Source organism: Pseudomonas sp. UBA6753 (genome assembly GCF_002453565.1).
Taxonomy (GTDB): Bacteria; Pseudomonadota; Gammaproteobacteria; order Pseudomonadales; family Pseudomonadaceae; genus Aquipseudomonas; species Aquipseudomonas putida_Z.
In genome coordinates this window covers 66,896-92,075 of the sequence record NZ_DKHD01000033.1, presented here as the reverse complement: position 1 = coordinate 92,075, position 25,180 = coordinate 66,896, and the positions used below count along the sequence as shown (strand labels likewise).

The following is a 25,180-nucleotide window of genomic DNA, read 5'->3' as shown; positions in this document are numbered from 1 at the left end:
GTCCCTGTGGGAGCTGGCTTGCCGGCGATTGGGCCGCAAAGCGGCCCCCTGTTGCAGATGTCGCTTACAGCCCGTTACGCGCCTTGAACTCGCGGCGACGGCGGTGCAGTACCGGCTCGGTATAGCCGTTCGGCTGCTTGCCACCTTCCACCACCAGCTCTACCGCAGCCTGGAACGCGACGTTGTCGTCGAAGTTCGGTGCCATCGGGCGATACAGGGCGTCGCCGGCGTTCTGCTGGTCGACCACCACGGCCATGCGCTTGAGGCTTTCCAGCACCTGCTCCTGGCTGACCACGCCATGGCGCAGCCAGTTGGCCAGCAGCTGGGCCGAAATGCGCAGGGTGGCGCGGTCTTCCATCAGGCCGACGTTGTTGATGTCCGGCACCTTCGAGCAACCCACACCCTGGTCGATCCAGCGCACCACGTAGCCGAGGATGCCCTGGGCGTTGTTGTCCAGTTCGTTGCGGATCTCTTCGGCCGACCAGTTGGTGTCGGCGGCCAGCGGGATGGCCAAGATGTCGTCCACCGACGCCGGGGTACGCGAAGCCAGTTCACGCTGACGCGCCTGTACGTCCACCTTGTGGTAGTGCAGGGCATGCAGGGTGGCGGCGGTCGGCGACGGCACCCAGGCGGTGTTGGCACCGGCCAGCGGGTGGGCGATCTTCTGCTCGAGCATGGCCGCCATCAGGTCGGGCATGGCCCACATGCCTTTGCCGATCTGCGCACGGCCTTGCAGGCCGGTGGCCAGGCCGACATCGACGTTGTTGTTCTCGTAGGCACCGATCCACTTCTCGTTCTTCATGGCGCCCTTGCGCACCACGGCGCCGGCTTCCATCGAGGTGTGGATTTCATCGCCGGTGCGGTCGAGGAAGCCGGTGTTGATGAACACCACGCGCTCGGCTGCGGCCTTGATGCACGACTTGAGGTTGACCGTGGTACGGCGCTCCTCGTCCATGATGCCGACCTTGACGGTGTTGCGCTTCATGCCCAGCAGGTCTTCGACCTGGCTGAAGATTTCGGCGGCGAAGGCTACTTCCTCCGGGCCGTGCATCTTCGGCTTGACGATGTATACGCTGCCGGTGCGGGTGTTCTTGCGGCTGGTGTTGCCATTGAGGTTGTGCAGGGCGATCAGGTTGGTGAACAGACCGTCCTGAATGCCTTCGGGGATTTCGTTGCCTTGTGCGTCGAGGATCGCCGGGTTGGTCATCAGGTGGCCAACGTTGCGCACGAACAGCAGCGAACGACCGTGCAGGGTCACGCTGCCGCCGTTGGGCGCGGCGTACTCGCGGTCCGGGTTCATGGTGCGGGTGAAGGTCTTGCCACCTTTGCTCACGCTTTCGGCCAGGTCGCCTTTCATCAGGCCCAGCCAGTTGCGGTAGACGATCACCTTGTCGTCGGCGTCGACGGCGGCAACCGAGTCTTCGCAGTCCATGATGGTGGTCAGCGCCGATTCCATCAGGATGTCTTTCACGCCGGCGGCGTCGGTGCTGCCGACCGGGGTGCTGGCATCGACCTGGATTTCGAAGTGCAGGCCGTTGTGCTTGAGCAGCACGGCAGTCGGCGCGGCGGCATCGCCATGGAAGCCGATCAGCTGGGCGTCGTCACGCAGGCCGCTGTTGCTGCCACCTTTCAGGGCAACTACCAGCTTGCCGCCTTCGATGCGGTAGCCGGTGGAGTCGACGTGCGAGCCGGCCGCCAGTGGCGCGGCTTCGTCGAGGAAGGCGCGGGCGAAGGCAATGACCTTGTCGCCACGTACCTTGTTGTAGCCTTGGCCTTTCTCGGCGCCGCCTTCATCGCTGATGGCATCGGTGCCATACAGCGCGTCGTACAGCGAACCCCAACGGGCGTTGGCGGCGTTCAGGGCGAAGCGGGCGTTCATCACCGGTACGACCAGCTGCGGGCCGGCCATGTGGGCGATTTCTTCGTCCACGTTCTGGGTGGTGGCCTGGAAATCGTCGGCTTGTGGCAGCAGGTAGCCGATTTCCTGGAGGAAGCTTTTGTAGGCTACGGCGTCGTGGGCCTGGCCTTTGCGTGCCTGGTGCCAGGCGTCGATCTTGGCTTGCAGCTCGTCGCGCTTGGCGAGCAGGGCTTTGTTTTTTGGAGCGAGGTCATTGATGATCTTCTCTGCACCCGCCCAGAACTGCTCGGCGACGATGCCGGTCCCTGGGATGGCTTCGTTGTTCACGAAGTCGTACAGGACCTTGGCGACCTGAAGGCCACCGACTTGAACGTATCCAGTCATTGCTTGCCTCACTCTGCTCAGCTATTTCGCTCTTCTGTATTAAGCCTGTAGCGCTTCTCTAAACACGGCACCAGTGCATGCCCCCGAGTAAAGCCCCGAGCGCGGCTGGGTGCGGCCTGCCAGACCGGCTGGCAGACAGTGTGCGTATTTTCACAGGCGCCTTGGCAGACATCCAAACGACGTTTTGTAGTCCGCGCCACGGGATACTACATGAAGCAGTAGGCGGGGCAAAATCAGACTAAAAGCGCCGTTATGCGACCCGTTGGTCGCGTATGGTCACGCTGGGAGTGAGTATGTTCGCAAAAAACAGGTGGATTGTTCCAGATAAATCTTGAAACAGTACACGATTCGTTATGCGGATTGCCCTGCGGCAGGTTGCCGCGCCTTGCCTATACTGAGTCGATCCCCCGATTTTCTGCCGCACGGCGCGGTCCGACACGAGGAAGGGCTTGTGGATCATCTTGTACTGACTGTGATTGCCCCTGACAAGGCCGGCCAGGTCGAGCGCATTGCCCAGTGCATCGCCGACCACAGTGGCAACTGGCTGGAAAGCCGCATGTCGCGCATGGCCGGGCAGTTTGCCGGCATCCTGCGGGTGGCGGTGCCGGCGGAAAACTATGACGAGCTGGTGGCTTCGCTGCAGGGGTTGGTTCGATATGACATTCGCGTGCTCATCGCCGAGAGCGGCATCGAGCCGTCGTGTACCTGGAAGCCGATTGCCATGGAGCTGGTAGGTAATGACCGGCCGGGGATCGTGCGTGATATCACCCGCTTGCTGGCTGAATTGCAGGTGAACGTCGAGCGGTTTTCAACAGAAGTGCGGCCGGCACCGATGAGCAGCGAGCCGTTGTTTCATGCAGATGCGTTGTTGGCTTTGCCGTTGACTCTGCCGCTCGAAGAACTGCAGCAGAAGCTGGAGAGCCTGGCGGACGACTTGATGGTGGAGTTGAAGCTGCGGCCGGAGGATTGATCCGAGATTGCCGGGGCCGCGTTGCGGCCTTTTCGCCGGCAAGCCAGCTCCCACCTCGACCGCATTGACCTCAAGCCATGCGCTATCCCTGTGGGAGCTGGCTTGCCGGCGAAAGGGCTGCAAAGCAGCCCCCTGCGGTTATCCCGATATCACGGGGAAGGCCCTGTGGATAACCTGGGGGTTCCCCTCTCCAGCCCAGGCGGCGCGCGCCTTACACGGCTTTGATCAAAAAACACCCAAAAATCAGCAGCTTGTGCACAAAGCACGGGGACGAGGGTGTGGATAACCTTTGGAGATGTCTCTGCAGGCCACGAATCATAAGGCCTGCAGAGTTATGGTCATTTTTTGATCAGCTGCGCTTGCGCAAACTGACCCACGCATCGACGCTGTAAATCGCCAAACCCGCCCAGATGAACATGAACGCCACCAAGTTGCTCGACGACAAGTGCTCATCGAACAGCAGCACCGCCTGCAGCAGCACCAGGGTCGGCGCCAGGTACTGCAGGAAGCCCAGCGTGGTGTACGGCAAGTGCCGCGCGGCAGCGTTGAAGCACACCAGCGGCACCAGTGTCACCGGCCCCGCAGCCATCAGCCACAACGCTTCGCTGCTGCTGTAGAACGCGCCCTGGGCACTTGTCGCCGCCGGGTGCAGCAACAGCCAGCCAAGGGCCAGCGGTACCAGCATCCAGGTTTCCACCACCAGGCCCGGCAGTGCCGCGACCGGTGCCTGTTTGCGAATCAGCCCATAGAAGCCGAAGCTCAGCGCCAGTACCAGCGACACCCATGGCAGGCTGCCCACCTGCCACACCTGCTGGGCCACACCCACGGCGGCCATGGCCACGGCCAGCCACTGCAGGCGGCGCAGGCGCTCGCCGAGAATCAGCATGCCCAGCAGCACATTGATCAGTGGGTTGATGTAGTAACCCAGGCTGGCCTCGAGCATGCGCCCGTTGTTCACCGACCATACGTAGGTCAGCCAGTTGCCGGCGATCAGCGCCCCGCTCAGGGCCAGGATGCCCAGCCGGCGCGGGTTGTCACGCAGTTCACGCCACCAGCCTGGGTGTTTCCACACCAGTAGCAGCAATGAGCCGAACAAAGCCGACCAGAGCACCCGGTGGACAATGATCTCCACCGCCGGGACGCTCTGGATTGCCTTGAAGTACAGGGGGAACAGCCCCCAGATGATGTAGGCGCTGAGGCCCAGTAGGTACCCGCGACGCGGGTTTGCGGCGTGCATGCAGAATCCTTGCTTAGGTAGCTAAATAAAGCGACGCCTATTGTAGACAGAGGCGGGCGTGCTTCTAGAACAATTTCAGCGGCGCTTCATCCAGTGCGGCCATTTGCTCGCGCAAGGCGAGGATCTGGTCTCCCCAGTAGCGTGGCTGGCCGAACCAGGGGAAGCTCGGCGGGAATGCCGGGTCGTCCCAGCGCCGCGCCAGCCAGGCGCTGTAGTGCAGCTGGCGCAGGGCGCGCAGGGGCTCGATCAGGGCCAGCTCGCGCGGGTCGAAGTCGTGGAACTCGTTGTAGCCGTCGATCAGTTCGGCAAGTTGCCCCAGACGCTCCTCGCGGCTGCCGGCCAGCATCATCCACAGGTCCTGCACCGCCGGGCCCATGCGGCAGTCGTCGAGGTCGACCACGTGGTACACCTCGTCGCGGTGCATCAGGTTGCCGGGGTGCAGGTCGCCATGCAGGCGGATGAGCTGGTGCGGCGTGCGGGCATAGATGTCCTCCACCCGCTTGAGCAGGTCGCGCGCCACCGATTCGAACGCAGGCAGCAGTTCGCGGGGGACGAAGTCGCCTTCCAGCAGGGTATTCAGCGATGCATGGCCGAAATTGTCCACAGCCAGCGCTTCGCGGTGCTCGAACGGTTTGCTGGCGCCCACGGCGTGCAGGCGGCCGAGCAACTGGCCGAGGCGGTAGAGCTGGTCGAGGTTGCCCGGCTCTGGCGCGTGGCCGCCGCGGCGGGGGAACAGGGTGAAGCGGAAGCCCTGGTGTTCGAACAGGGTGCGGCCGTCGTGCTGCAGCGGTGCGACCACCGGCACTTCGCAATCGGCCAGTTCGGCGGTGAAGCTGTGCTCTTCGAGGATGGCCGCGTCGCTCCAGCGGCCTGGGCGGTAGAACTTGGCGATCAGCGGTTGCGCGCCCTCGATGCCCACCTGGTAGACGCGGTTTTCGTAGCTGTTCAGCGCCAGCACCCGGGCATCGCTGAGAAAGCCCAGGCTTTCCACGGCGTCCAGGACCAGGTCGGGGGTGAGGGTGTCGAAGGGGTGGGACATGGTGGCTCCGGGGGTAGGCGGCGTGGGGGCCATGGTAACCCGTTATGCCTGTACCGGCCTCTTCGCGGGTAAACCCGCTCCCACAGGTTTCCCTGGCGGCTGCGCGGTCCCTGTGGGAGCGGGCAAGCCCGCGAACCGCGCAAAGCGCGGCCTGGCTATGCAGGAACCCCAAGCAATACATAAGAGGGATGAAATTGAACCCGCACCGAACTGCCTGCTGCCACCCGCTGCCCAGCCAACCAATCCGTCTCGGCAAACGCACACAACGTCTGCCCATTCCCCAACGCCAACCGGACCTCACCAGGCCCATCAGCCTCCGCCAGCACCTCCTCCACCGTCGCCCGCAGGCAATTGCTACCCACTTCGGCCTTTTCCTCGTCGGCCAGCAACCTCACCCACCCTGCCTTGAGCAGCGCCACTACCGTCGTCCCCAGCGTCAACTCCAGCCGTGCGGTGCTGTCGTGGGTGATCAGCGCCTCGATCTCCAACCCTCCGCCCAACGCCAGGCTGACGCGATCATGCCGTCCCTCGCGGCGCAGGCCGCTGACCTGGCCCTGCAACTGGTTGCGCGCGCTGGTACGCAGCATCAGCCGGCCGAGCAGGTCGAGGTCGCTGGACTCCTCGGCCGCTTCGAGGATTTGCGCCTGAAGGGCCTGCAGCCTCTGATACAGGCGCAGCACCCGCTGGCCTTCTGGCGACAGACGGGCACCACCGCCACCACGCCCGCCGGTACTGCGCTCGACGAGGGGCTGGCTGGCCAGGTTGTTGAGTTCGTCGATGGCGTCCCAGGCGGCCTTGTAGCTGATGCCCGCAGCCTTGGCGGCGCGGGTGATCGAACCTTCTTCGGCAATGTGCTGCAGCAGCGCGATGCGCTGGGGGCGGCGGGCGATATGCTGGGTGAGGTGGGGGGGCAGGGGCATGGGCATTCGGTCATTGTAAGTGGCAGCGAAGTGTAGCTTGTGTGGGAGCGGCCTTGTGTCGCGAAAGGCCGCTCCCACACGTCATACATACCCCGGCTTGGGCGTGCGCGCCAGGCAATACACATCCACCCGCCGCGCACCGGCCTTGCGCAGCACTTGGGCAACCGCCTGCGCGGTCGCACCGGTGGTCAACACGTCATCGACAATGGCGACGTGCTTGCCCGTCAGCTTGCCCGTGACGGTAAACGCCTGGCGCAAGTTGCGTCGCCTGGCCTTGGCGTCCAGTTGTTGCTGCGCAGGTGTCTCCCGTGTACGCAACAGTAGCCGCTCGTCGCAACGTACCCCCAGGTGCGACGACAGCCAGCGCCCGAGCATCCCCGCCTGGTTGAACCCCCGCTCCCGAAGTCGACGTTTGGCCAAGGGTACAGGCAACAACAGGTCGGGGCGCGGCAGCCCTTCGGTAAAGCGGTGCAGCAGCCCATGCGCGAGCAATTCGGCCATCAGGCGCCCCAAGGGCCACTGGCGGTTGTGCTTGAAACGGCTGATCAGCGTGTCCACCGGAAAGCCGAAATGCCACAGTGCAAGCACCTGCTCGAAGGCCGGTGCGCGGCGCTGGCACTGGGCGCAAGTCAGGCCGGCCATGGGCAACGGCAGGGCGCAGCGCAGGCAATGATCGCCCAGCCAGGGCAGTTCCTGCTCGCAGGCGACGCACAGCGGGTAGGCCTGCTCGGCAGGTTCATCGCACAGTAAACATGATTGGTTAATAAGTGAGCACTTGTAAACCAGTCTTTTCCAGTGTGGTTGACAGTTCATAGGCCTTCCATGACTATGCGAGTTATCCGTGATGCGCTGGCGGGCTTTCCTGTCCCGGCGCCTGCTTCAGCCTAAACAAGGAAACGCCAATGAGCGCCAGCACAACTGCAACAACACGTCACGACTGGTCCCTGGCCGAGGTCAAGGCGCTGTTCCAGCAACCGTTCAATGACCTGCTGTTCCAGGCGCAGACCGTGCACCGCGCGCATTTCGACCCGAACCGCGTGCAGGTTTCGACCCTGCTGTCGATCAAGACCGGCGCCTGCCCGGAAGATTGCAAATATTGTCCACAGTCCGGCCACTACAACACCGGGCTGGAAAAACAGAAGCTGATGGAAGTGCAGAAGGTGCTGGAAGAAGCTGCCCGCGCCAAAGCCATCGGTTCTACCCGCTTCTGCATGGGCGCGGCGTGGAAGCACCCGTCGGCCAAAGACATGCCCTACGTGCTGGAGATGGTCAAAGGCGTCAAGGCCATGGGCCTGGAAACCTGCATGACCCTCGGCAAGCTCGACCAGGAGCAGACCAAGGCCCTGGCCCAGGCTGGCCTGGACTACTACAACCACAACCTCGACACCTCGCCGGAGTTCTACGGCAGCATCATCACCACCCGCACCTACAGCGAGCGCCTGCAGACCCTGGCCTACGTGCGCGATGCCGGGATGAAGATCTGCTCCGGCGGCATCCTCGGCATGGGCGAGTCGCTGGACGACCGCGCCGGCCTGCTGATCCAGCTGGCCAACCTGCCCGAGCACCCGGAATCGGTGCCGATCAACATGCTGGTCAAGGTGGCCGGCACGCCGCTGGCAGAGGAAGAGGACGTCGACCCGTTCGACTTCATCCGCATGCTGGCCGTGGCCCGTATCCTCATGCCCAAGTCCCACGTGCGCCTGTCCGCCGGCCGCGAGCAGATGAATGAGCAGATGCAGGCCCTGGCCTTCATGGCTGGCGCCAACTCGATCTTCTACGGCGAAAAACTGCTGACCACCGCCAACCCGCAGGCCGACAAGGACATGCAGCTGTTCGCACGCCTGGGCATCAAACCCGAAGCGCGTGAAGAGCACGCCGACGAAGTGCACCAGGCGGCCATCGAGCAGGCGCTGGTCGAGCAGCGCAGCAGCGAGATGTTCTACAACGCCGCGACAGCCTGAAATGGCCTTCGACCTGGCAGCGCGCCTGGCCGAACGGCGCGCCGCAGACCTGTATCGGCAGCGGCCACTACTGGAAAGCCCGCAGGGGCCGGAAGTGGTGGTCGATGGCCAGCGCTTGCTGGCCTTCTGCAGCAATGACTACCTGGGCCTGGCCAACCACCCCGAGGTGATTGCCGCCTGGCAGGTCGGCGCCGAGCGCTGGGGTGTCGGTGGCGGTGCCTCGCACCTGGTGATCGGCCACAGTACACCGCATCACCAGGTGGAAGAGGCCCTGGCCGAACTCACCGGGCGCCCGCGCGCGCTGCTGTTCTCCACCGGCTACATGGCCAACCTGGGCGCCATCACCGCGCTGGTGGGGCAGGGCGACACGGTGCTGCAGGACCGCCTGAACCACGCTTCGCTGCTGGATGGCGGGTTGCTCAGCGGCGCCCGTTTCAACCGCTACCTGCACAACGACCCGGCCAGCCTGGCCAGCCGCCTGGACAAGGCCGTCGGCAATACCCTGGTAGTGACCGATGGCGTGTTCAGCATGGACGGCGACCTGGCCGACCTGCCGGCGCTGGCCGATGTCGCCCGCGCCCGCGGTGCCTGGCTGATGGTCGATGATGCCCATGGCCTGGGCACCCTCGGCACCCAGGGTGGCGGTATCGTCGAGCACTTCGGCCTGGGCGTTGAAGATGTGCCGGTGTTGATCGGTACGCTGGGCAAGGCCTGTGGTACCGCTGGCGCCTTTGTGGCTGGCAGCGAAGAACTGATCGAGGCGCTGGTGCAGTTCGCCCGCCCGTACATCTACACCACCAGCCAGCCACCGGCGCTGGCCTGCGCCACCCTCAAGAGCCTGGAACTGCTGCGCCGCGAGGCCTGGCGCCGCGAGCACCTGGCCGCGCTGATCCGCCAGTTCCGTGAAGGCGCACAGCAGATCGGCCTGGCATTGATGGACAGCCCGACGCCGATCCAGCCGATCGTCATCGGCGACAGCGCACAGGCCCTGCGCCTGTCACGCATGCTGCGCGAGCGCGGCTTGCTGGTGACGGCCATCCGCCCGCCCACCGTGCCGGCGGGCAGCGCACGCCTGCGGGTGACATTGAGCGCCGCGCACAGCGAGGCGCAGGTGCAGCTATTGTTGAATGCATTGGCCGAGTGTTATCCACAGTTGGAGAGCGCCGATGCGTAATCGACTTGTTCTGTTGCCCGGCTGGGGGCTGGGCACTGCTTCCCTGGAGCCGCTGGCCGCCAGCCTGCGTGCCCAGGACGCCCGCCTGCAGGTAGAGCTGATGCCCTTGCCGGAACTGGCCCACAGCGATGTGCAGGCCTGGGTCGACCATCTCGACCGCAAGCTGCCGAGCGATGTCTGGCTGGGCGGCTGGTCGTTAGGCGGCATGCTGGCCAGCGCGCTGGCGCACAAGCGCGGCGACCATTGCTGCGGCCTGCTGACCCTGGCCAGCAACCCCAGTTTCGTTGCTCGCCCCGACTGGCCCCACGGCATGGCGGAAGACACTTTCGGCACCTTCCTCGACGGCTGCCGCAGCCATACCCAGGTTACCCTGAAGCGCTTCCGTACCTTGTGCAGCGACGGTGCCCTGCAACCGCGTACCCTGCTGCGCCAGCTGGGTGTCGGCGTGCCGGACACCGACCCGCTGTACCTGGCCACCGGCCTTGAGGTGCTGGCCAAGCTGGACACCCGCGAAGCACTGCAGGCCTACGGTGGCCCGCAGTTGCACCTGTTCGCCGGCAGCGATGCGCTGGTGCCGGCAGAGGCGGCAAAAGCGCTGAGCGAGCTGCTGCCCGATGTGGAAGTGGGCCTGGTCGAAGACAGTTCCCACGCGTTCCTGCTGGAGTACCCGCAGGAACTGGCGGCGGGCATCAAAAGTTTCCTGCATGAGAGTGGCGATGACTGACCTTTCCCGTCCGACCCTGCCCGGCGCGCTGCCCGACAAGCGCCAGGTAGCGGCCTCGTTCTCCCGCGCCGCAGCCAGCTACGACAGCGTGGCAGCCTTGCAGCGCGCGGTGGGTTCGAGCTTGCTGGAGCAGTTGCCGGAAGGCCTGCAGCCGTCACGCTGGCTGGACCTGGGCAGCGGCACCGGCCATTTCAGCCGGGCGCTGGCCGAGCGTTTCACCCAGGCCAGCGGTGTGGCGGTGGATATCGCCGAGGGCATGTTGTGCCATGCCCGCAACGAACAGGGCGGGGCGCTCTATCACGTGGCCGGTGACGCCGAGCGTTTGCCGCTGCGTGATGCCAGCGTCGACCTGGTGTTCACCAGCCTGGCCGTGCAGTGGTGCGACCAGTTCGCCAGCGTGCTGGCAGAAGCGCTGCGAGTGCTGCGCCCGGGCGGCGTGCTGGCCTTCAGTAGCCTGTGTGTGGGTACCCTCGATGAACTGCGCGCCAGTTGGCAGGCGGTGGATGGCCTGGTGCATGTGAACCGCTTCCGCCGTTTCGAGGACTATCAGCGCCTGTGCGCAGCCAGCGGCTTCGAACAGCTGGGGCTGCAGCGCTGCCCGCACGTGTTGCACTACCCGGATGTACGCAGCCTGACCCATGAACTCAAGGCCCTCGGCGCCCACAACCTGAACCCTGGCCGGCCTTCCGGGCTTACTGGTCGGGCACGCATGCAGGGCCTGCTGCAGGCTTATGAGGCATTTCGCCAGCCTGAGGGGCTGCCAGCCACCTATCAGGTGGTCTATGGTTTGTTGCGCAAGCCACAGGTGTAAGGGGAGCGAGATGAGCCAGGCCTATTTCATTGCCGGTACCGATACCGATGTTGGCAAGACCACCATCGCTGCCGGGCTGTTGCATGCGGCACGGTTGCAGGGCATGAGCACGCTGGGGGCCAAGCCGGTGGCCTCCGGTTGCACGATGACACCGAAAGGCTTGCGCAACAGTGACGCCCAGGCGCTGATCGATGAAAGCACGATCAAGCTGCCCTACGAACAGGTCAACCCGTTTGCCTTCGAACCGGCTATCGCACCCCATGTGGCAGCGCGCGAGGCGGGAGTAACGCTTGCCGTGCCGGAGCTGTTGGCGGCGATGCGCAATGTGCTGCAACAAAATGCCGACTTCACCCTGATCGAGGGGGCCGGTGGCTGGCGCGTGCCGTTGTCGGGGCAGGCCAACTTGTCCGATCTGGCCATTGCCTTGAAGCTGCCGGTGATCCTGGTGGTGGGGGTGCGACTGGGGTGCATCAGCCACGCCTTGCTCAGCGCCGAAGCGATTGCCCGTGACGGGCTGCAATTGGCGGGATGGGTGGCGAACATCATCGAGCCGCGTACTTCGCGCCTGGAAGAGAACCTGGCTAGCCTGGCCGAGCGTTTGCCGGCGCCATGCCTGGGGCGGGTGCCCAAATTGAAGCAGGCCAGTGCCGACATGGTGGCTGAACACCTTCAGCTGGATCTGCTGGATTAGCCGTTTCCAGGCCAGGCCCTTTCGCGGGCTTGCCCGCTCCCACAGGTACAGCGCAGGGTCCAGCTATTGTGCGGACCCTGTGGGAGCGGGCAAGCCCGCGAAGAGGCCGGTACAGGAATACCCAAGGCCTATCAAATGGCACCAGGCCATTAGGGATTTAAACGGGCCTTTTCACCCCTGGCCTGCTTTAATTGGGCCTGTTCGTCATCCAGCGTCAATGGAGTCCTGACATGGAAATCACCGGTAGCTCCGCCTACTACGCGGGCCTGAGCGCAATCCAGACCGGCCAGAACCGCGTCGATCAGGCCGCCAGCCAGATCGCCAGCACCACCGCCGAACGTAGCGCCACCAGCCAGTCCAGCGATTTTCAGGCCGAACGCCTGCGCGCGGTCGACCGCAGCCAGCAGATGGACCTGGCCACCAGCACCGTGCAGCTGGCCGTGGGCAAACTCGAAGTCGAGCTTGGCGCAAAGGTCGCCAAGGCATCCGACGAAATGCTCGGCCGGATCATCGACACCTACGCCTGACAGGGCGCTCACCCGATTTACACGCAGCCCCTGTGGGAGCGGGCGTGCCCGCGAATGCGTCAGATCAGGCACCTCTACTGCCTGGCCTGACCCTTTCGCGGGCACGCCCGCTCCCACAGGGGCGTCTTTATTTTTCAAGGCTTGGCATGAATGCCATTTTTCGTGGCGTAAATGGCACCATAGTCCATCCTTGACATAAGGCGGAGCTAAACGTAAGTTTCAAACAACTGTTTGATCGACGGCCGCCAAGTGCGGGTCACCCCACAGAACTCACCTAGAGGTTCATCGCAATGCCTGATTACAAAGCCCCCTTGCGTGATATCCGCTTCGTTCGCGACGAGCTGCTCGGCTATGAGGCGCACTATCAGAGCCTGCCGGGTTGCCAGGACGCCACGCCCGACATGGTCGACGCGATCCTCGAAGAAGGCGCGAAGTTCTGTGAGCAGGTGCTGTCGCCGCTGAACCGCGTGGGTGACCAGGAAGGTTGCACCTGGAGCGAATCGGGCGTGAAAACCCCTACCGGCTTCAAAGAGGCCTACCAGCAGTTCGTCGAAGGCGGCTGGCCGAGCCTGGCGCATGACGTCGAGCACGGCGGCCAAGGCCTGCCGGAGTCGCTGGGCCTGGCCCTGAGCGAAATGGTCGGCGGTTCGAACTGGTCGTGGGGCATGTACCCGGGCCTGTCGCACGGCGCGATGAACACCATCTCTGCGCACGGTACTGCCGAGCAGCAGCACACCTACCTGACCAAGCTGGTATCCGGCGAGTGGACCGGTACCATGTGCCTGACCGAGCCGCACTGCGGTACCGACCTGGGCATGCTGCGCACCAAGGCCGAGCCACAGGCCGACGGCAGCTACAAGGTGTCGGGCACCAAGATCTTCATTTCTGCCGGTGAGCACGACATGGCCGACAACATCGTCCATATCGTCCTGGCCCGCCTGCCGGACGCACCGGCCGGCACCAAGGGCATCTCGCTGTTCATCGTGCCGAAGTTCCTGCCCAACGCCGAAGGCGGTGTGGGCGAGCGCAATGGCGTGAGCTGCGGCTCGATCGAACACAAGATGGGTATCCACGGCAACGCCACCTGCGTGATGAACTTCGACGGCGCTACCGGCTACCTGATCGGCCCGGCCAACAAAGGTCTGAACTGCATGTTCACCTTCATGAACACCGCTCGCCTGGGTACCGCGCTGCAAGGCCTGGCCCACGCCGAAGTAGCGTTCCAGGGTGGCCTGAAGTACGCCCGTGAGCGCCTGCAGATGCGTTCCCTGACCGGCCCGAAAGCACCGGACAAGGCTGCTGACCCGATCATCGTCCACCCGGACGTGCGTCGCATGTTGCTGACCATGAAGGCCTTCGCCGAAGGCAACCGCGCGATGGTGTACTTCACTGCCAAGCAGGTGGACATCGTCAAGTACAGCCAGGATGAAGAAGAGCGCAAGAAGGCCGATGCCCTGCTGGCGTTCCTGACCCCGATCGCCAAGGCGTTCATGACCGAGGTCGGCTTCGAAGCCGCCAACCATGGCGTGCAGATCTACGGTGGCCACGGCTTCATCGCCGAGTGGGGCATGGAGCAGAACGTGCGCGACAGCCGCATTTCCATGCTGTACGAAGGCACCACCGGCATTCAGGCCCTGGACCTGCTCGGCCGCAAGGTGCTGATGACCCAGGGCGAAGCGCTGAAGGGCTTCACCAAGATCGTGCACAAGTTCTGCCAGGCGCAGGAAGGCAACGAAGCGGTCAAGGAGTTCGTCGAACCGCTGGCGGCGCTGAACAAGGAATGGGGCGAGCTGACCATGAAAGTGGGTATGGCCGCCATGAAAGACCGCGAAGAAGTGGGTGCGGCCTCGGTCGATTACCTGATGTATTCCGGCTACGCCTGCCTGGCCTACTTCTGGGCCGACATCGCCCGCCTGGCGGCCGAGAAACTGGCTGCCGGCACCAGCGATGAAGCGTTCTACACCGCCAAGCTGCAGACCGCGCGCTTCTACTTCCAGCGCATCCTGCCGCGTACCCGTACCCACGTGGCGACCATGCTGTCGGGTGCCAACAACCTGATGGCGATGGACGAAGAGCACTTCGGCCTGTCGTACTGATCCTGCCGCTGTAAACGAAACCCGCCTGCCCTTACCGGCGGGCGGGTTTTTGCATTTGGGGCTGCACGCGATCCCTGTGGGAGCGGGCGTGTCGAGGCGTCGAACCGCCGCGAACACCGGCAAAGCCGGTGCCAGCCACCGCGTCGCCTGTTTCGCGGGCATGCCCGCTCCCACAAGAGATAGCGTGCACGCCGGAATTTCCTGTTCATTCCATCCGCATATTCAACTGTTCATGTGCACTGCCGATGAAGTAAGGGCACAATGCCACCATTGATCTGCCGGGTTGGAGATTACCCTTGTTTCGTTTTAACGCTGTTCGCGCGAGCCACTTCCTGCCTTCGCTGATTCTTTTGCTGGCAGGCCTCGCCGCGGCCTATGTGAGAGACCTCAGTGTCTTTTTCACATCGCTGTTCAACGTCCTGCCCACCTTGGTCCTGCTGCTGGGCGGAGCCTACTGTGCGGTGTACCGTCGCCAGCGCGAGCTGTTCCTGATGCTCACGGTGTACATCGCCTACTACCTGCTCGACACCCAGACCGACTTCTACCGTGACCATGGCCGCGTGCGCGAGGACGCGGCGGTGATCTTCCACCTGGTGTGCCTGCTGCTGCCCACCCTGTTCGGGCTGTATGGTGCCTGGCAGGAGCGCACCCACCTGCTGCAGGACCTGGTCGCCCGTGGCGCCGTGCTGTTTGCCGTGGGCAGCGTGGCAGTGGCCCTGGAGCAAAGCTACCCCGAAGCGCTGCTGACCTGGTTGGCGGAAATCCGCTGGCCAACCTTGCATGGCCAGTGGATGAGCCTGATCCAGATGGTCTACCCGCTGTTCCTCGGCGTATTCATCCTGCTGGTGGTGCAATACCTGCGTGCGCCACGGCCGCTGCACGCTGCGCAGGTGATGGGCCTGCTGGGCATCTTCTGGATGCTGCCGCAAACCTTCATCCTGCCGTTCACCCTGAACATCATGTGCAGCCAGGTGATGCTGATGATCGCCGCAGCGGTGGCGCACGAGGCCTACCAGATGGCCTTCCGCGACGAGCTGACCGGCCTGCCGGGGCGCCGAGCGCTGAACGAGCGCATGCAGCGCCTGGGGCGCAACTATGTGATCGCCATGACCGATGTCGACCACTTCAAGAAATTCAACGACACCCACGGCCACGACGTCGGCGACCAGGTGCTGCGCCTGGTTGCCAGCCGCCTGTCCAAGGTCACCGGGGGTGGCCGCGCCTACCGCTATGGCGGCGAGGAATTCGCCTTGGTGTTTGCTGGCAAGACCGCCGAGGAATGCGTGCCGCACGTGGAGGCCGTGCGCGAAGTGATCGCCAACTACGTGATGCACCTGCGCGACCAGCACAACCGCCCGCAGGACGATACCACCGGGCGCCAACGGCGGGCGGGCAGCAGTGGCGGCACGGTGTCGGTCACCATCAGCATCGGCGTGGCCGAGCGCCAGGCCGATCATCGTAACCCCGAAGCCGTGCTGAAATCCGCCGACCAGGCGCTGTACAGCGCCAAGGGCGCGGGGCGCAATTGTGTCATGGTGCATGGGCAACAATCGCAGCGAGGGGCAGTACGCACGGCGTGACCGAAATAGACTGTACGGTCTAGTGATGACCCTATGTCTCGTAAAAGTTGTTCGGTTACACTGCCTGCAACCCAGTGTCGCGGTTCCCCGAGACCGCCCCGACCCGACTAGCGAGAGGTTGTCATGGCTGAATATAAAGCGCCCCTGCGCGACATGCGCTTCGTACTGAATGAAGTGTTCAACGTGGCCGAGCAGTGGGCGCAGTTGCCTGGGCTGGCCGAGGTTGTCGATGCCGACACGGCCATGGCGGTGCTGGAAGAAGCCGGCAAGGTCACTGCCAGATCCATTGCGCCGCTCAGTCGCGCCGCGGATGAAGAGGGTTGCCACTGGGACAACGGCGCGGTGCGCACACCGGCCGGTTTCATCGAGGCCTACAACACCTACGCCGAAGGCGGTTGGGTGGGCGTTGGCGGCGACCCGCTGTTCGGCGGCATGGGCATGCCCAAGGTCATCTCGGCCCAGGTCGAGGAAATGGTCAACGCCTCCAGCCTGTCCTTCGGCCTGTACCCGATGCTGACTGCCGGCGCCTGCCTGTCGATCAATGCCCACGCCAGTGAAGCGCTGAAGGAAAAGTACCTGCCGAACATGTACGCCGGCGTGTGGGCCGGTTCCATGTGCCTGACCGAGCCGCACGCCGGTACCGACCTGGGCATCATCCGCACCAAGGCCGAGCCCCAGGCCGACGGCAGCTACAAGGTCAGCGGCACCAAGATCTTCATCACCGGCGGCGAGCACGACCTGACCGAGAACATCATCCACCTGGTGCTGGCCAAGCTGCCGGACGCACCGGCGGGGCCGAAAGGCATTTCGCTGTTCCTGGTGCCGAAGTACCTGGTCAATGAAGACGGCAGCCTGGGGGCGCGCAACCCGGCCACCTGTGGCTCGATCGAGCACAAGATGGGTATCCAGGCCTCGGCCACTTGCGTGATGAACTTCGACGAAGCGGTCGGCTATATCGTCGGTGAGCCGAACAAGGGCCTGGCGGCCATGTTCACCATGATGAACTACGAGCGCCTGGGTGTTGGTATCCAGGGCCTGGCCTCGGCCGAGCGCTCCTACCAGAATGCCGTGGAGTACGCCCGCGACCGCCTGCAAAGCCGCGCCCCGACCGGGCCGCAAGCCAAGGACAAGGCCGCTGACCCGATCATCGTCCACCCGGACGTGCGCCGCATGCTGCTGACCATGAAGGCGCTGATCGAGGGTGGCCGTGCCTTCTCCAGCTACGTGGCCATGCAGCTGGACAGTGCCAAGTACAGCGAAGACCCCGCCGTGCGCAAGCGCAGCGAAGAGCTGGTGGCACTGCTGACGCCGGTGGCCAAGGCCTTCCTCACCGACCTGGGCCTGGAGTGCGCGGTGCACGGCCAACAGGTATTCGGCGGGCATGGCTACATTCGCGAATGGGGGCAAGAGCAACTGGTGCGCGATGTGCGTATCACGCAGATCTACGAAGGCACCAACGGCATCCAGGCCCTCGACCTGATGGGGCGCAAGGTGGTGGCCAGTGGTGGGGCGTACTACCGGCTGTTCTCCGACGAGATTCGCCAGTTCATTGCCAGCGCGGGTAGCGAGCTGGAGGAGTTTGCCAAGCCGTTGGCTGCCGGTCTCGATCAACTCGACGGGCTGACCGAGTGGGTGCTGGAACAGGCCAAGGGCAACCCGAACGAGATTGGCGCGGCTTCGGTCGAGTACCTGCATGCCTTTGGTTATGTCGCCTATGCCTACATGTGGGCATTGATGGCGCGGGCGGCGCAGGCGGGTGAGGGGGATGAAGCGTTCTATGCGGGCAAGCTGGGTACGGCGCGGTTCTACTTTGCGCGGTTGCTGCCGCGGGTGAATTCGCTGGTGGCTTCGGTGAAGGCGGGGAGTGAGTCGTTGTACCTGCTGGATGCCGAGCAGTTCTGACATTTTTGGGGCTGCTACGCAGCCCTTTCGCCGGCAAGCCAGCTCCCACCTCGACCGCATTGGCTTCAAGTCATGTGCAGTACCTGTGGGAGCTGGCTTGCCGGCGAAAGGGCCGGTACAGGCGACAGATTTGCCAAATTTGGGAATGAATCCCCTTTGTAAGCTTTTTCCTACACGACGCGATGACTTTTCACCACTGTTCTCAGATTGGATCCACGGCTATTCTTTACCACATGGACGTTGCGCAGGAAGCGCAAAGGACAGATCAAGGATGACGACGAAGGACCACCTGCCAGGATGGCGGGGCGATACGGATGTCACAGGGAAACAGTCTGGAAAACCCCGCTTCGGCGGGGTTTTCTTTGTGCGCGTGTTTTTCAGCCCAGCACATCCAGCGGTGATGCACCCAACAGGCGGGCATCCGTCTCTTCCTCCAGCAGCGTGCGCAGCAGCTCTACAGAGGCCTGCTGGCGCTGGGCATCGCGGAACACCAAGCCAACCTTCAGCGGTACCCGCGGCTCGCTCAACGGCTTCCACAGCAGCCCCTGATCATCCTCGGCGGCCTCCTTGGCCCGCCCCGGCAGGATGGTGGCCAGCGCGGTATGGGCCAGGCTGTCGAGAATCCCCGCCATGTTGTTCATCTCTGCCTGCACCTGCGGCCGACGCCCCTGGCTGGCCAGCTGCGCCTGCCAGATCTGGCGGATCTGGAACTCCTCGCCCAGCATCAGCATGGGCAGCTCGGCGGCCTGGCGGATGGACACCTTCTTGAAGTCCTTCAGCGGGTGGGTAGCGGGGATGACCAGTTGCAGCTCATCTTCGTACAGCAACAGACCATGCAGCCCCGGCTGGCGTGGCGGCAGGTAGCTGATACCGATGTCCAGGCTGCCATTGAGCAAGCGCCGTTCGATCTCCAGCCCCGACAATTCGTAGATCTGCACCACAAGGTGCGGCTGTGCCCTGCGCAGGCGTTCGAGCAGCTGCGGCACCAGGCTCGGTCGCACGGTCTGCAGCACGCCGATGGCCAAAGTACGCAGCGACTGGCCCTTGAAGTTGCGCATGGCCTCGTGGGCTCGCTGCAGGCCGTCGAGCAGCGGCAGGGCGTGGTTGTACAGGGTGTGGGCGGCCAGAGTCGGCAGCAGGCGCTTGTTGCTGCGTTCGAACAGGCTCAGGTCGAGGCTGTGCTCCAGCTGGCGGATCTGCTGGGAAAGCGCTGGCTGGGACAGCGACAGGCGCTCGGCGGCGCGGCCCACGTGGCCTTCTTCATACACCGCGACGAAATAACGCAGTTGGCGGAAATCCATAAGTGACACTTATCGAAAATGCTGGAAAAACGAAATGGTCGAAAACCCTCTCGAGGCCTAGTCTATCGCCGTATTCCAACGGGTTACAGCGATGAATCGATCGATTGTTACCCCGGATGAAAAACACTTTTGATAGGAAAGGCAAGATATCGAGTGCCGGCACCCAGACCGCACCGTGGCCGCCCCTGTCGTGATTGGTTGGAGCCCTGATGAACCTGTTCAACCTGCGCCGCCCGGCCCCTGCCGCCGTCGCCGAGCCCAAGCGTGCGCCGGTGATCGTGCCGGAAGCGCCGCAGCTGTCGCGTGAGCGCCTGATGCCCAGCACCGAACGCGCAGCGCAGGTGTTCGTGCGTGGCCAGGGCTCCTGGTTGTGGGACAACGAAGGGCATGCCTACCTGGACTTCACCCAGGGAGGTGCAGTCAACAGCCTGGGCCACAGCCCCAGTGTGCTGGTGAAGGCACTGGGCAACCAGGCCCAGGCGCTGATCAACCCGGGCTCGGGCTTCCACAGCCGTGGCCTGCTGGGGCTGGTCAACCGCCTGTGCCAGAGCACCGGCAGCGACCAGGCCTACCTGCTCAACAGCGGTGCCGAAGCTTGCGAAGGTGCGATCAAGCTGGCGCGCAAGTGGGGCCAACTGCACCGCAACGGCGCCTATCACATCATTACCGCCAGCCAGGCCTGCCATGGCCGCAGCCTGGGCGCGTTGTCGGCGTCCGACCCGCTGCCATGCAACCGCTGCGAGCCGGGCCTGCCGGGCTTCAGCAAGGTGCCGTTCAACGACCTGGCGGCGCTGCACGCCGAGGTGGACTCGCGCACCGTGGCGATCATGCTCGAGCCGATCCAGGGCGAGGCAGGTGTCATCCCGGCCACGCAGGAATACCTCAAGGGTGTGGAAACGCTGTGCCGCGAACTGGGCATCCTGCTGATCCTCGACGAGGTGCAGACCGGCATTGGCCGCTGTGGTGCGCTGCTGGCCGAGGAAACCTACGGCGTGCGCGCCGACATCATCACCCTGGGCAAGGGCCTGGGCGGTGGCGTGCCGCTGGCGGCCTTGCTGGCCCGGGGCACGGCGTGCTGCGCCGAGCCTGGCGAACTGGAAGGCAGCCACCATGGCAACGCGCTGATGTGCGCCGCCGGCCTGGCCGTGCTGGATACCGTGCTGGAGCCTGGCTTCTTCGTTCAGGTACAGGACAACGGCCGCCACCTGCGTGAAGGCCTGAGCCGGCTGGCCGGGCGCTATGGCCAGGGCGAAGTGCGCGGGCAAGGCCTGCTGTGGGCCCTGCAGATGAAAGAAAACCTGGCCCGCGAGCTGGTGGCGGCAGCCCTGCACGAAGGCCTGTTGCTCAACGCACCGCAGGCGGATGTGGTGCGTTTTTCGCCAGCGCTGACCGTGAGCAAGGGCAACATCGACGAAATGCTGCTGCGCCTGGCCCGTGCCTTTGCCCGCCTGCACGCCCAGCAGCAGGCCCGCCGCGAAATGCCAGCCTAGCGGCCTGGTGACATCGAGAATTCTACGAACCGTCTGGCGTTCCTGCGCATCGCCCTTGGCCTGTTTCATTCGGCCCGGGGCGTTTTTTTTTGCCTGTTGAACCTCTGTGGCGGGCGGCTAGTCTCTGATGTAACCCCTTCAGGAGAGACTCGCATGGACTTTATACGCATCATCATCGCCATCATCCTGCCACCGCTGGGCGTGTTCCTGCAGGTGGGGTTTGGCGGGGCGTTCTGGCTGAATATCTTGCTGACCTTGCTGGGGTACATTCCGGGGATCGTGCATGCGGTGTATATCATCGCCAAGCGTTAGCCTAAACAGGGCCTCATCGCCGGCAAGCCGGGCTCCCACAGGACTGCGTAGCGCTCAAGGCCTGTGTAATACCTGTGGGAGCTGGCTTGCCGGCGATTGGGCTGCAAAGCAGCCCCAAGATGCTCAGCCCCCCAACACCCGGCAATAGAATTTCCATTCTTCTTCCAGCGCATGCGCCAGGTTCTCCGCCTTGCGGAACCCATGACGCTCCCCCGCATAGAAGTGCCCTTCGGCCTCTATCCCGTTAGCCTGCAGCGCCGCCAGCATCGACCGCGTCTGCTCCGGCACCACCACCGCATCCAGTTCGCCCTGGAAGAAAATCACCGGCACCTTGATCTGCCCCGCATGCAGCAGCGGTGTACGCTGGCGATAGCGCTCGGCATCCTGCAGCGGGTCGCCGATCAGCCAGTCGAGGTAATCCCCTTCGAACTTGTGGGTGGCCCGGCCCAGGGCAACCGGGTCGCTGACCCCGTACAGGCTGGCGCCGGCGCGGAACACATCATGGAACGCCAGGGCGCACAGGGTGGTGTAGCCGCCCGCGCTACCGCCGCGGATGAACGCCTTGCGGCTGTCGATCAGCCCACGTCCGGCCAGGTATTCCACCGCCGCGCAAGCATCGGCCACATCGCTTTCGCCCCAGCGCAGATGCAAGGCCTGGCGGTATTCACGGCCATAGCCGGTGCTGCCCCGGTAGTTCAGGTCGGCGACGGCGAAGCCGCGTTGGGTCCAGTACTGGATGCGCGGGTCGAGCACGGGATAACAGGCCGAAGTCGGCCCGCCGTGGATGAACACCACCAGCGGTGCGGCCCCTTGCGACCGGGCTGCTGGGTAGAAGAAGCCATGGGCGCGCTGGCCGTCACTGCCGTAGTGGATCGACTGCGGCAGGCTGATATGCCTTGCCGGCAGCACTTCGGCGCCACCAGCCAATACGCTGACCTCGTGGTTGCTGCGGGCGATGGCGATGATCGCCGGCGGGCTGATCGGCGAGGCGGCAATCGCGTACAGGTGTTCGGCATCCATGGCCAGGCTGCGAAAGCGCGTGTAGGCGCTGGCGAAACGCTCCAGGCGGCCATCGGCAGTACGCAGCCCCAGTTGCCCGAAGCCGTCTTCGAACCAGCTCGCCAGATAGCTTTGTGGCCCCAGCGCCAACCAGGTACTGGCGCCCAGTTGCCAGGGTGCCGCGGCGTGGTCCGCGGGCTCGGCAGGCAGGGCCTGCCAGCAGCCATCGACCTCGCCCCAGGGTTGCCAGAAGCCATTGCGGTCAGACAGGCAGTAGAGTCGGCCTTCGCTATCGAAGCGCGGCTGCTGCAGCGATTCGTCAGCGCCGGCCACACATTGCGCGGGCCCCCAGTGGCCACTTGCATCACGTGTGCGGCACATCAGCCTGGTGACGGTCCAAGGTTGTGCCGGGCGGTCCCATTCGATCCACGCCAGGCGCTGGCCGTCGGTACTCACCGTAGGCGAAGCATAGAAGTCGGCACCCTCGGCGAGCACTTCGCGGGCTTGTTCACCCAGGGCGACCAAGCGATGCTCGACCCGTTCGCCATGCTGCTCCTCGACCGCCAGCACCAGGCCGTCGTGCCACTGCACATCGCCGTAGCGGCAGCTGGCATCATCGGTCAGTGCGCGCGGTGCTGTGCCTTCCAGGGCCTGGGTATAGACCTGCTGGTCCTTTTCGTTGACGAACAGCAGGCCGTCACCACCCAGGCAAAAACTGCCACCGCCGTATTCGTACACCCGGCTACGCACACTGAAGCCATCGGGGGTCAGGCAGCGGGCCTGCTGGTGCTGCCAGTGCCAGATGCGACAGGCACCATCGGCCGGGCGAAACTCGTTCCAGAACAGCCCCGCGGCGCTGACCTTGAGTTCGGCGAAGTCGGTGCCGGCGGCAACTGCCTGGGCCGCGCTGAACTCAGCCGCGGACGATGACACGGGAGTTTCGTTCATTGCGGAAGGTCATCTCTTCAATGGTGAGCTGGGCGCTTTCCGCCTCCTCGCGGGCCTTGAGGATGATGCCGTGGTCGGCCGACTTGGCGCACACCGGGTCGGCGTTGCTGGCATCGCCGGTGAGCATGAAGGCCTGGCAGCGGCAGCCGCCGAAGTCCTTTTCCTTCTCGTCGCAGGAACGGCAGGGTTCGGGCATCCACTCATAGCCGCGGAAGCGGTTGAAGCCGAACGAGTCGTACCAGATGTGGTGCAGGTCGTGGTCGCGCACGTTGGGGAACTGCACCGGCAGCTGGCGCGCGCCGTGGCAGGGCAGGGCGGTACCGTCCGGGGTGATGGTGAGGAAAAGGCTGCCCCAGCCATTCATGCAGGCCTTGGGGCGCTCCTCGTAGTAGTCCGGGGTGACGAAGATCAGCTTGCACGGGTTGCCCTCGGCCTTGAGCTTGTCCCGGTACTCGTTGGTGATGCGTTCGGCCCGTTCCAGCTGCGCGCGGGTCGGCAGCAGGCCCAGCCGGTTGAGGTGGGCCCAGCCGTAGAACTGGCAGGTGGCAAGCTCGACGAAGTCGGCTTCCAGGGCGATGCACAGCTCGATGATGCGGTCGATCTTGTCGATGTTGTGCCGGTGGGTGACGAAGTTGAGCACCATCGGGTAGCCATGGGCCTTTACCGCACGGGCCATTTCCAGCTTTTGCGCAAAGGCCTTCTTCGAGCCGGCCAGCAGGTTGTTGACCTGCTCGTCGCTGGCCTGGAAGCTGATCTGGATATGGTCCAGGCCGGCCTTCTTGAAGTCGGCGATGCGCGCCTCGGTCAGGCCGATGCCCGAGGTGATCAGGTTGGTGTAGTAGCCCAGCCGGCGGGCCTCGCCGATCAGTTCGGCGAGGTCCTGGCGTACCAGCGGTTCTCCGCCGGAAAAGCCGATTTGCGCGGCACCCATTTCCCGGGCTTCGGCCATCACCTTGAACCACTGCGCGGTGCTCAGCTCCTGGCCCTGGGCGGCGAAGTCCAGCGGGTTGGAGCAGTACGGGCACTGCAGCGGGCAGCGGTAGGTCAGCTCGGCCAGCAGCCACAGCGGCAGGCCGACTGCGGGCATGGGCGGTAACTCAGGCGAGGACGATCCAGTGTTCGGCACGGGCCACCTCCATGAACTGCTCGATGTCATCGGCCACTTCCGGGACACCGGGGAACTGTTGTTCGAGTTCGCTGATGATCGCGGCAACGTCGCGTTGGCCGTCGATCAGGCCACCGATCAGGGCCGCGCTGTCGTTGAGCTTGATCATGCCCTCGGGGTACAGCAGCACATGGCCCTTTTGCGCCGGCTCGTACTGGAAGCGGTAGCCGGGGCGCCAGGCTGGCACTTGATTACGGTCGAAACTCATAGGGTGATCCCTTTGTGCCACACCCGTTCCTGGGTGACGGAGTGATAGGGCGGGCGGTTCAGCTCGTAGGCCATGCTCATGGCGTCGAGCATGCTCCAGAGAATATCCAGCTTGAACTGCAGTATCTCCAGCATACGCTCCTGGCCCGCGCGGGTGGTGTAGTGCTGCAAGGTAATCGCCAGGCCGTGCTCCACGTCACGCCGGGCCTGGCCCAGGCGGGTGCGGAAGTATTCGTAGCCGGCGGGGTCGATCCACGGGTAATGCTGCGGCCAGCTGTCCAGGCGCGACTGGTGGATCTGCGGTGCGAACAGCTCGGTCAGCGAGCTGCTGGCTGCTTCCTGCCAACTGGCCCGGCGGGCGAAGTTGACGTAGGCGTCCACGGCAAAGCGCACACCGGGCAGTACCAGCTCTTGGGAGCGCAGCTGGTCCGGGTCCAGGCCCACGGCCTGGCCCAGGCGCAGCCAGGCTTCGATACCACCGTCCTCGCCGGGCGCGCCATCGTGGTCGAGCAGGCGCTGGATCCACTCGCGGCGCACTTCACGGTCCGGGCAGTTGGCCAGGATCGCGGCATCCTTCATCGGGATGTTGACCTGGTAGTAGAAGCGGTTGGCTACCCAGCCCTGGATCTGTTCGCGGGTGGCGCGACCCTGGTACATCGCCACGTGGTACGGGTGATGAATGTGATAGTAGGCGCCCTTGGCGCGCAGGGCCTGCTCGAATTCGGCAGGGGACATTGGCAGTGCGTCGCTCATTCGGCTGGCTCCTGTATAGCTGAGTCTCGGCTCACCTCGCCCCCTGTGGGAGCGGGCGTGCCCGCGAACACCGGCGAAGCCGGTGCCATACACCGTGTTGGATTTTTCGCGGGCATGCCCGCTCCCACAGG

The 25,180-nt window shown here is 64.5% G+C and carries 22 protein-coding genes; 12 read left to right on the top strand and 10 right to left on the bottom strand.

Features of this window, described 5'->3' with window-relative positions; genetic code table 11:
- Positions 1-64: 64 nt before the first annotated feature.
- Positions 65-2,242, bottom strand: coding sequence for a malate synthase G (locus B2790_RS14235; protein WP_286919035.1), 2,178 nt, complete (start codon positions 2,240-2,242; stop codon positions 65-67).
- Between the two features lie 451 nt (positions 2,243-2,693).
- Between B2790_RS14235 and B2790_RS14230 the strand changes: the two genes are divergently transcribed.
- Positions 2,694-3,212, top strand: coding sequence for a glycine cleavage system protein R (locus B2790_RS14230; RefSeq protein WP_286100891.1), 519 nt, complete (start codon positions 2,694-2,696; stop codon positions 3,210-3,212).
- A 349-nt stretch (positions 3,213-3,561) separates the two neighbouring features.
- Here B2790_RS14230 and rarD read toward each other — a convergent pair whose 3' ends face one another.
- The 4 genes from rarD to B2790_RS14210 all read right to left on the bottom strand — a co-directional run bounded on the left by rarD (position 3,562) and on the right by B2790_RS14210 (position 7,221).
- Complete coding sequence (gene rarD / locus B2790_RS14225) at positions 3,562-4,449, bottom strand: EamA family transporter RarD (RefSeq protein WP_286919034.1); 888 nt, start codon at positions 4,447-4,449, stop codon at positions 3,562-3,564.
- Positions 4,450-4,513: 64 nt separating this feature from the next.
- On the bottom strand, positions 4,514-5,488 hold the full coding sequence (locus tag B2790_RS14220) for a serine/threonine protein kinase (RefSeq protein ID WP_075044386.1): 975 nt from the start codon (positions 5,486-5,488) through the stop codon (positions 4,514-4,516).
- A gap of 155 nt (positions 5,489-5,643) precedes the next feature.
- The gene (locus tag B2790_RS14215; RefSeq protein ID WP_286919033.1) at positions 5,644-6,408 is read right to left on the bottom strand and encodes a TOBE domain-containing protein; all 765 of its coding nucleotides are present in this window, start codon (positions 6,406-6,408) and stop codon (positions 5,644-5,646) included.
- Between the two features lie 81 nt (positions 6,409-6,489).
- Positions 6,490-7,221, bottom strand: coding sequence for a ComF family protein (locus B2790_RS14210; RefSeq protein ID WP_286919032.1), 732 nt, complete (start codon positions 7,219-7,221; stop codon positions 6,490-6,492).
- An 89-nt stretch (positions 7,222-7,310) separates the two neighbouring features.
- On the opposite strand from B2790_RS14210, the gene bioB reads away from it, so the two are divergent.
- The 9 genes from bioB (at position 7,311) to B2790_RS14165 (ending at position 17,874) form a co-directional block, all read left to right on the top strand.
- Entirely contained in the window at positions 7,311-8,369 is a 1,059-nt protein-coding gene (bioB, locus tag B2790_RS14205; RefSeq protein WP_013970556.1) for a biotin synthase BioB, read from the top strand.
- A 1-nt stretch (position 8,370) separates the two neighbouring features.
- Positions 8,371-9,543 (top strand): 8-amino-7-oxononanoate synthase, encoded by a 1,173-nt coding sequence (bioF, locus tag B2790_RS14200; RefSeq protein ID WP_286919031.1) that lies wholly within the window; start codon positions 8,371-8,373, stop codon positions 9,541-9,543.
- Positions 9,536-10,267, top strand: a complete 732-nt coding sequence (locus B2790_RS14195) for an alpha/beta fold hydrolase (protein ID WP_054573687.1) — start codon at positions 9,536-9,538, stop codon at positions 10,265-10,267. The genes bioF and B2790_RS14195 overlap by 8 nt, the downstream gene beginning before the upstream one ends.
- On the top strand, positions 10,260-11,078 hold the full coding sequence (gene bioC, locus B2790_RS14190; protein ID WP_075044392.1) for a malonyl-ACP O-methyltransferase BioC: 819 nt from the start codon (positions 10,260-10,262) through the stop codon (positions 11,076-11,078). The genes B2790_RS14195 and bioC overlap by 8 nt, the downstream gene beginning before the upstream one ends.
- Positions 11,079-11,088: 10 nt before the next feature.
- A complete protein-coding gene (gene bioD / locus B2790_RS14185; RefSeq protein WP_286919030.1) occupies positions 11,089-11,769 on the top strand; it encodes a dethiobiotin synthase in 681 nt (226 codons plus the stop codon).
- Between the two features lie 230 nt (positions 11,770-11,999).
- Positions 12,000-12,296, top strand: a complete 297-nt coding sequence (locus tag B2790_RS14180; protein ID WP_003258614.1) for a hypothetical protein — start codon at positions 12,000-12,002, stop codon at positions 12,294-12,296.
- 290 nt (positions 12,297-12,586) lie between these two features.
- Positions 12,587-14,392 carry a phenylacyl-CoA dehydrogenase gene (locus tag B2790_RS14175; RefSeq protein WP_137162829.1) on the top strand — a complete coding sequence of 602 codons (1,806 nt, stop codon included), beginning with the start codon at positions 12,587-12,589 and terminating at the stop codon, positions 14,390-14,392.
- Positions 14,393-14,688: 296 nt separating this feature from the next.
- Positions 14,689-15,972 (top strand): GGDEF domain-containing protein, encoded by a 1,284-nt coding sequence (locus B2790_RS14170; protein WP_025337436.1) that lies wholly within the window; start codon positions 14,689-14,691, stop codon positions 15,970-15,972.
- Between the two features lie 123 nt (positions 15,973-16,095).
- Positions 16,096-17,874 (top strand): acyl-CoA dehydrogenase C-terminal domain-containing protein, encoded by a 1,779-nt coding sequence (locus B2790_RS14165; RefSeq protein WP_286919029.1) that lies wholly within the window; start codon positions 16,096-16,098, stop codon positions 17,872-17,874.
- Positions 17,875-18,251: 377 nt separating this feature from the next.
- Here the strand turns inward: B2790_RS14165 and B2790_RS14160 are convergent, their stop codons facing one another.
- The gene (locus B2790_RS14160; RefSeq protein WP_004375209.1) at positions 18,252-19,175 is read right to left on the bottom strand and encodes a LysR family transcriptional regulator; all 924 of its coding nucleotides are present in this window, start codon (positions 19,173-19,175) and stop codon (positions 18,252-18,254) included.
- Positions 19,176-19,384: 209 nt separating this feature from the next.
- Here B2790_RS14160 and B2790_RS14155 point away from each other — a divergent pair, with 209 nt between their 5' ends.
- Positions 19,385-20,665 carry an aspartate aminotransferase family protein gene (locus tag B2790_RS14155; RefSeq protein ID WP_085591364.1) on the top strand — a complete coding sequence of 427 codons (1,281 nt, stop codon included), beginning with the start codon at positions 19,385-19,387 and terminating at the stop codon, positions 20,663-20,665.
- 153 nt (positions 20,666-20,818) lie between these two features.
- Positions 20,819-20,977: a YqaE/Pmp3 family membrane protein gene (locus tag B2790_RS14150; RefSeq protein ID WP_009681539.1), complete on the top strand. Its 159-nt coding sequence runs from the start codon at positions 20,819-20,821 to the stop codon at positions 20,975-20,977.
- A gap of 123 nt (positions 20,978-21,100) precedes the next feature.
- Here the strand turns inward: B2790_RS14150 and B2790_RS14145 are convergent, their stop codons facing one another.
- Genes B2790_RS14145 through pqqC form a run of 4 tightly spaced genes read right to left on the bottom strand, consistent with a single transcriptional unit; the run spans position 21,101 to position 25,049 of the window.
- Entirely contained in the window at positions 21,101-22,924 is a 1,824-nt protein-coding gene (locus B2790_RS14145; protein WP_286919028.1) for a S9 family peptidase, read from the bottom strand.
- Positions 22,890-24,050 carry a pyrroloquinoline quinone biosynthesis protein PqqE gene (gene pqqE / locus B2790_RS14140; RefSeq protein ID WP_084785119.1) on the bottom strand — a complete coding sequence of 387 codons (1,161 nt, stop codon included), beginning with the start codon at positions 24,048-24,050 and terminating at the stop codon, positions 22,890-22,892. Before pqqE ends, B2790_RS14145 begins: the two co-directional genes overlap by 35 nt.
- Positions 24,022-24,297 (bottom strand): pyrroloquinoline quinone biosynthesis peptide chaperone PqqD, encoded by a 276-nt coding sequence (gene pqqD / locus B2790_RS14135; RefSeq protein WP_004375207.1) that lies wholly within the window; start codon positions 24,295-24,297, stop codon positions 24,022-24,024. The genes pqqE and pqqD overlap by 29 nt, the downstream gene beginning before the upstream one ends.
- The gene (pqqC, locus tag B2790_RS14130; protein ID WP_003255592.1) at positions 24,294-25,049 is read right to left on the bottom strand and encodes a pyrroloquinoline-quinone synthase PqqC; all 756 of its coding nucleotides are present in this window, start codon (positions 25,047-25,049) and stop codon (positions 24,294-24,296) included. The genes pqqD and pqqC overlap by 4 nt, the downstream gene beginning before the upstream one ends.
- Positions 25,050-25,180: the final 131 nt, after the last annotated feature.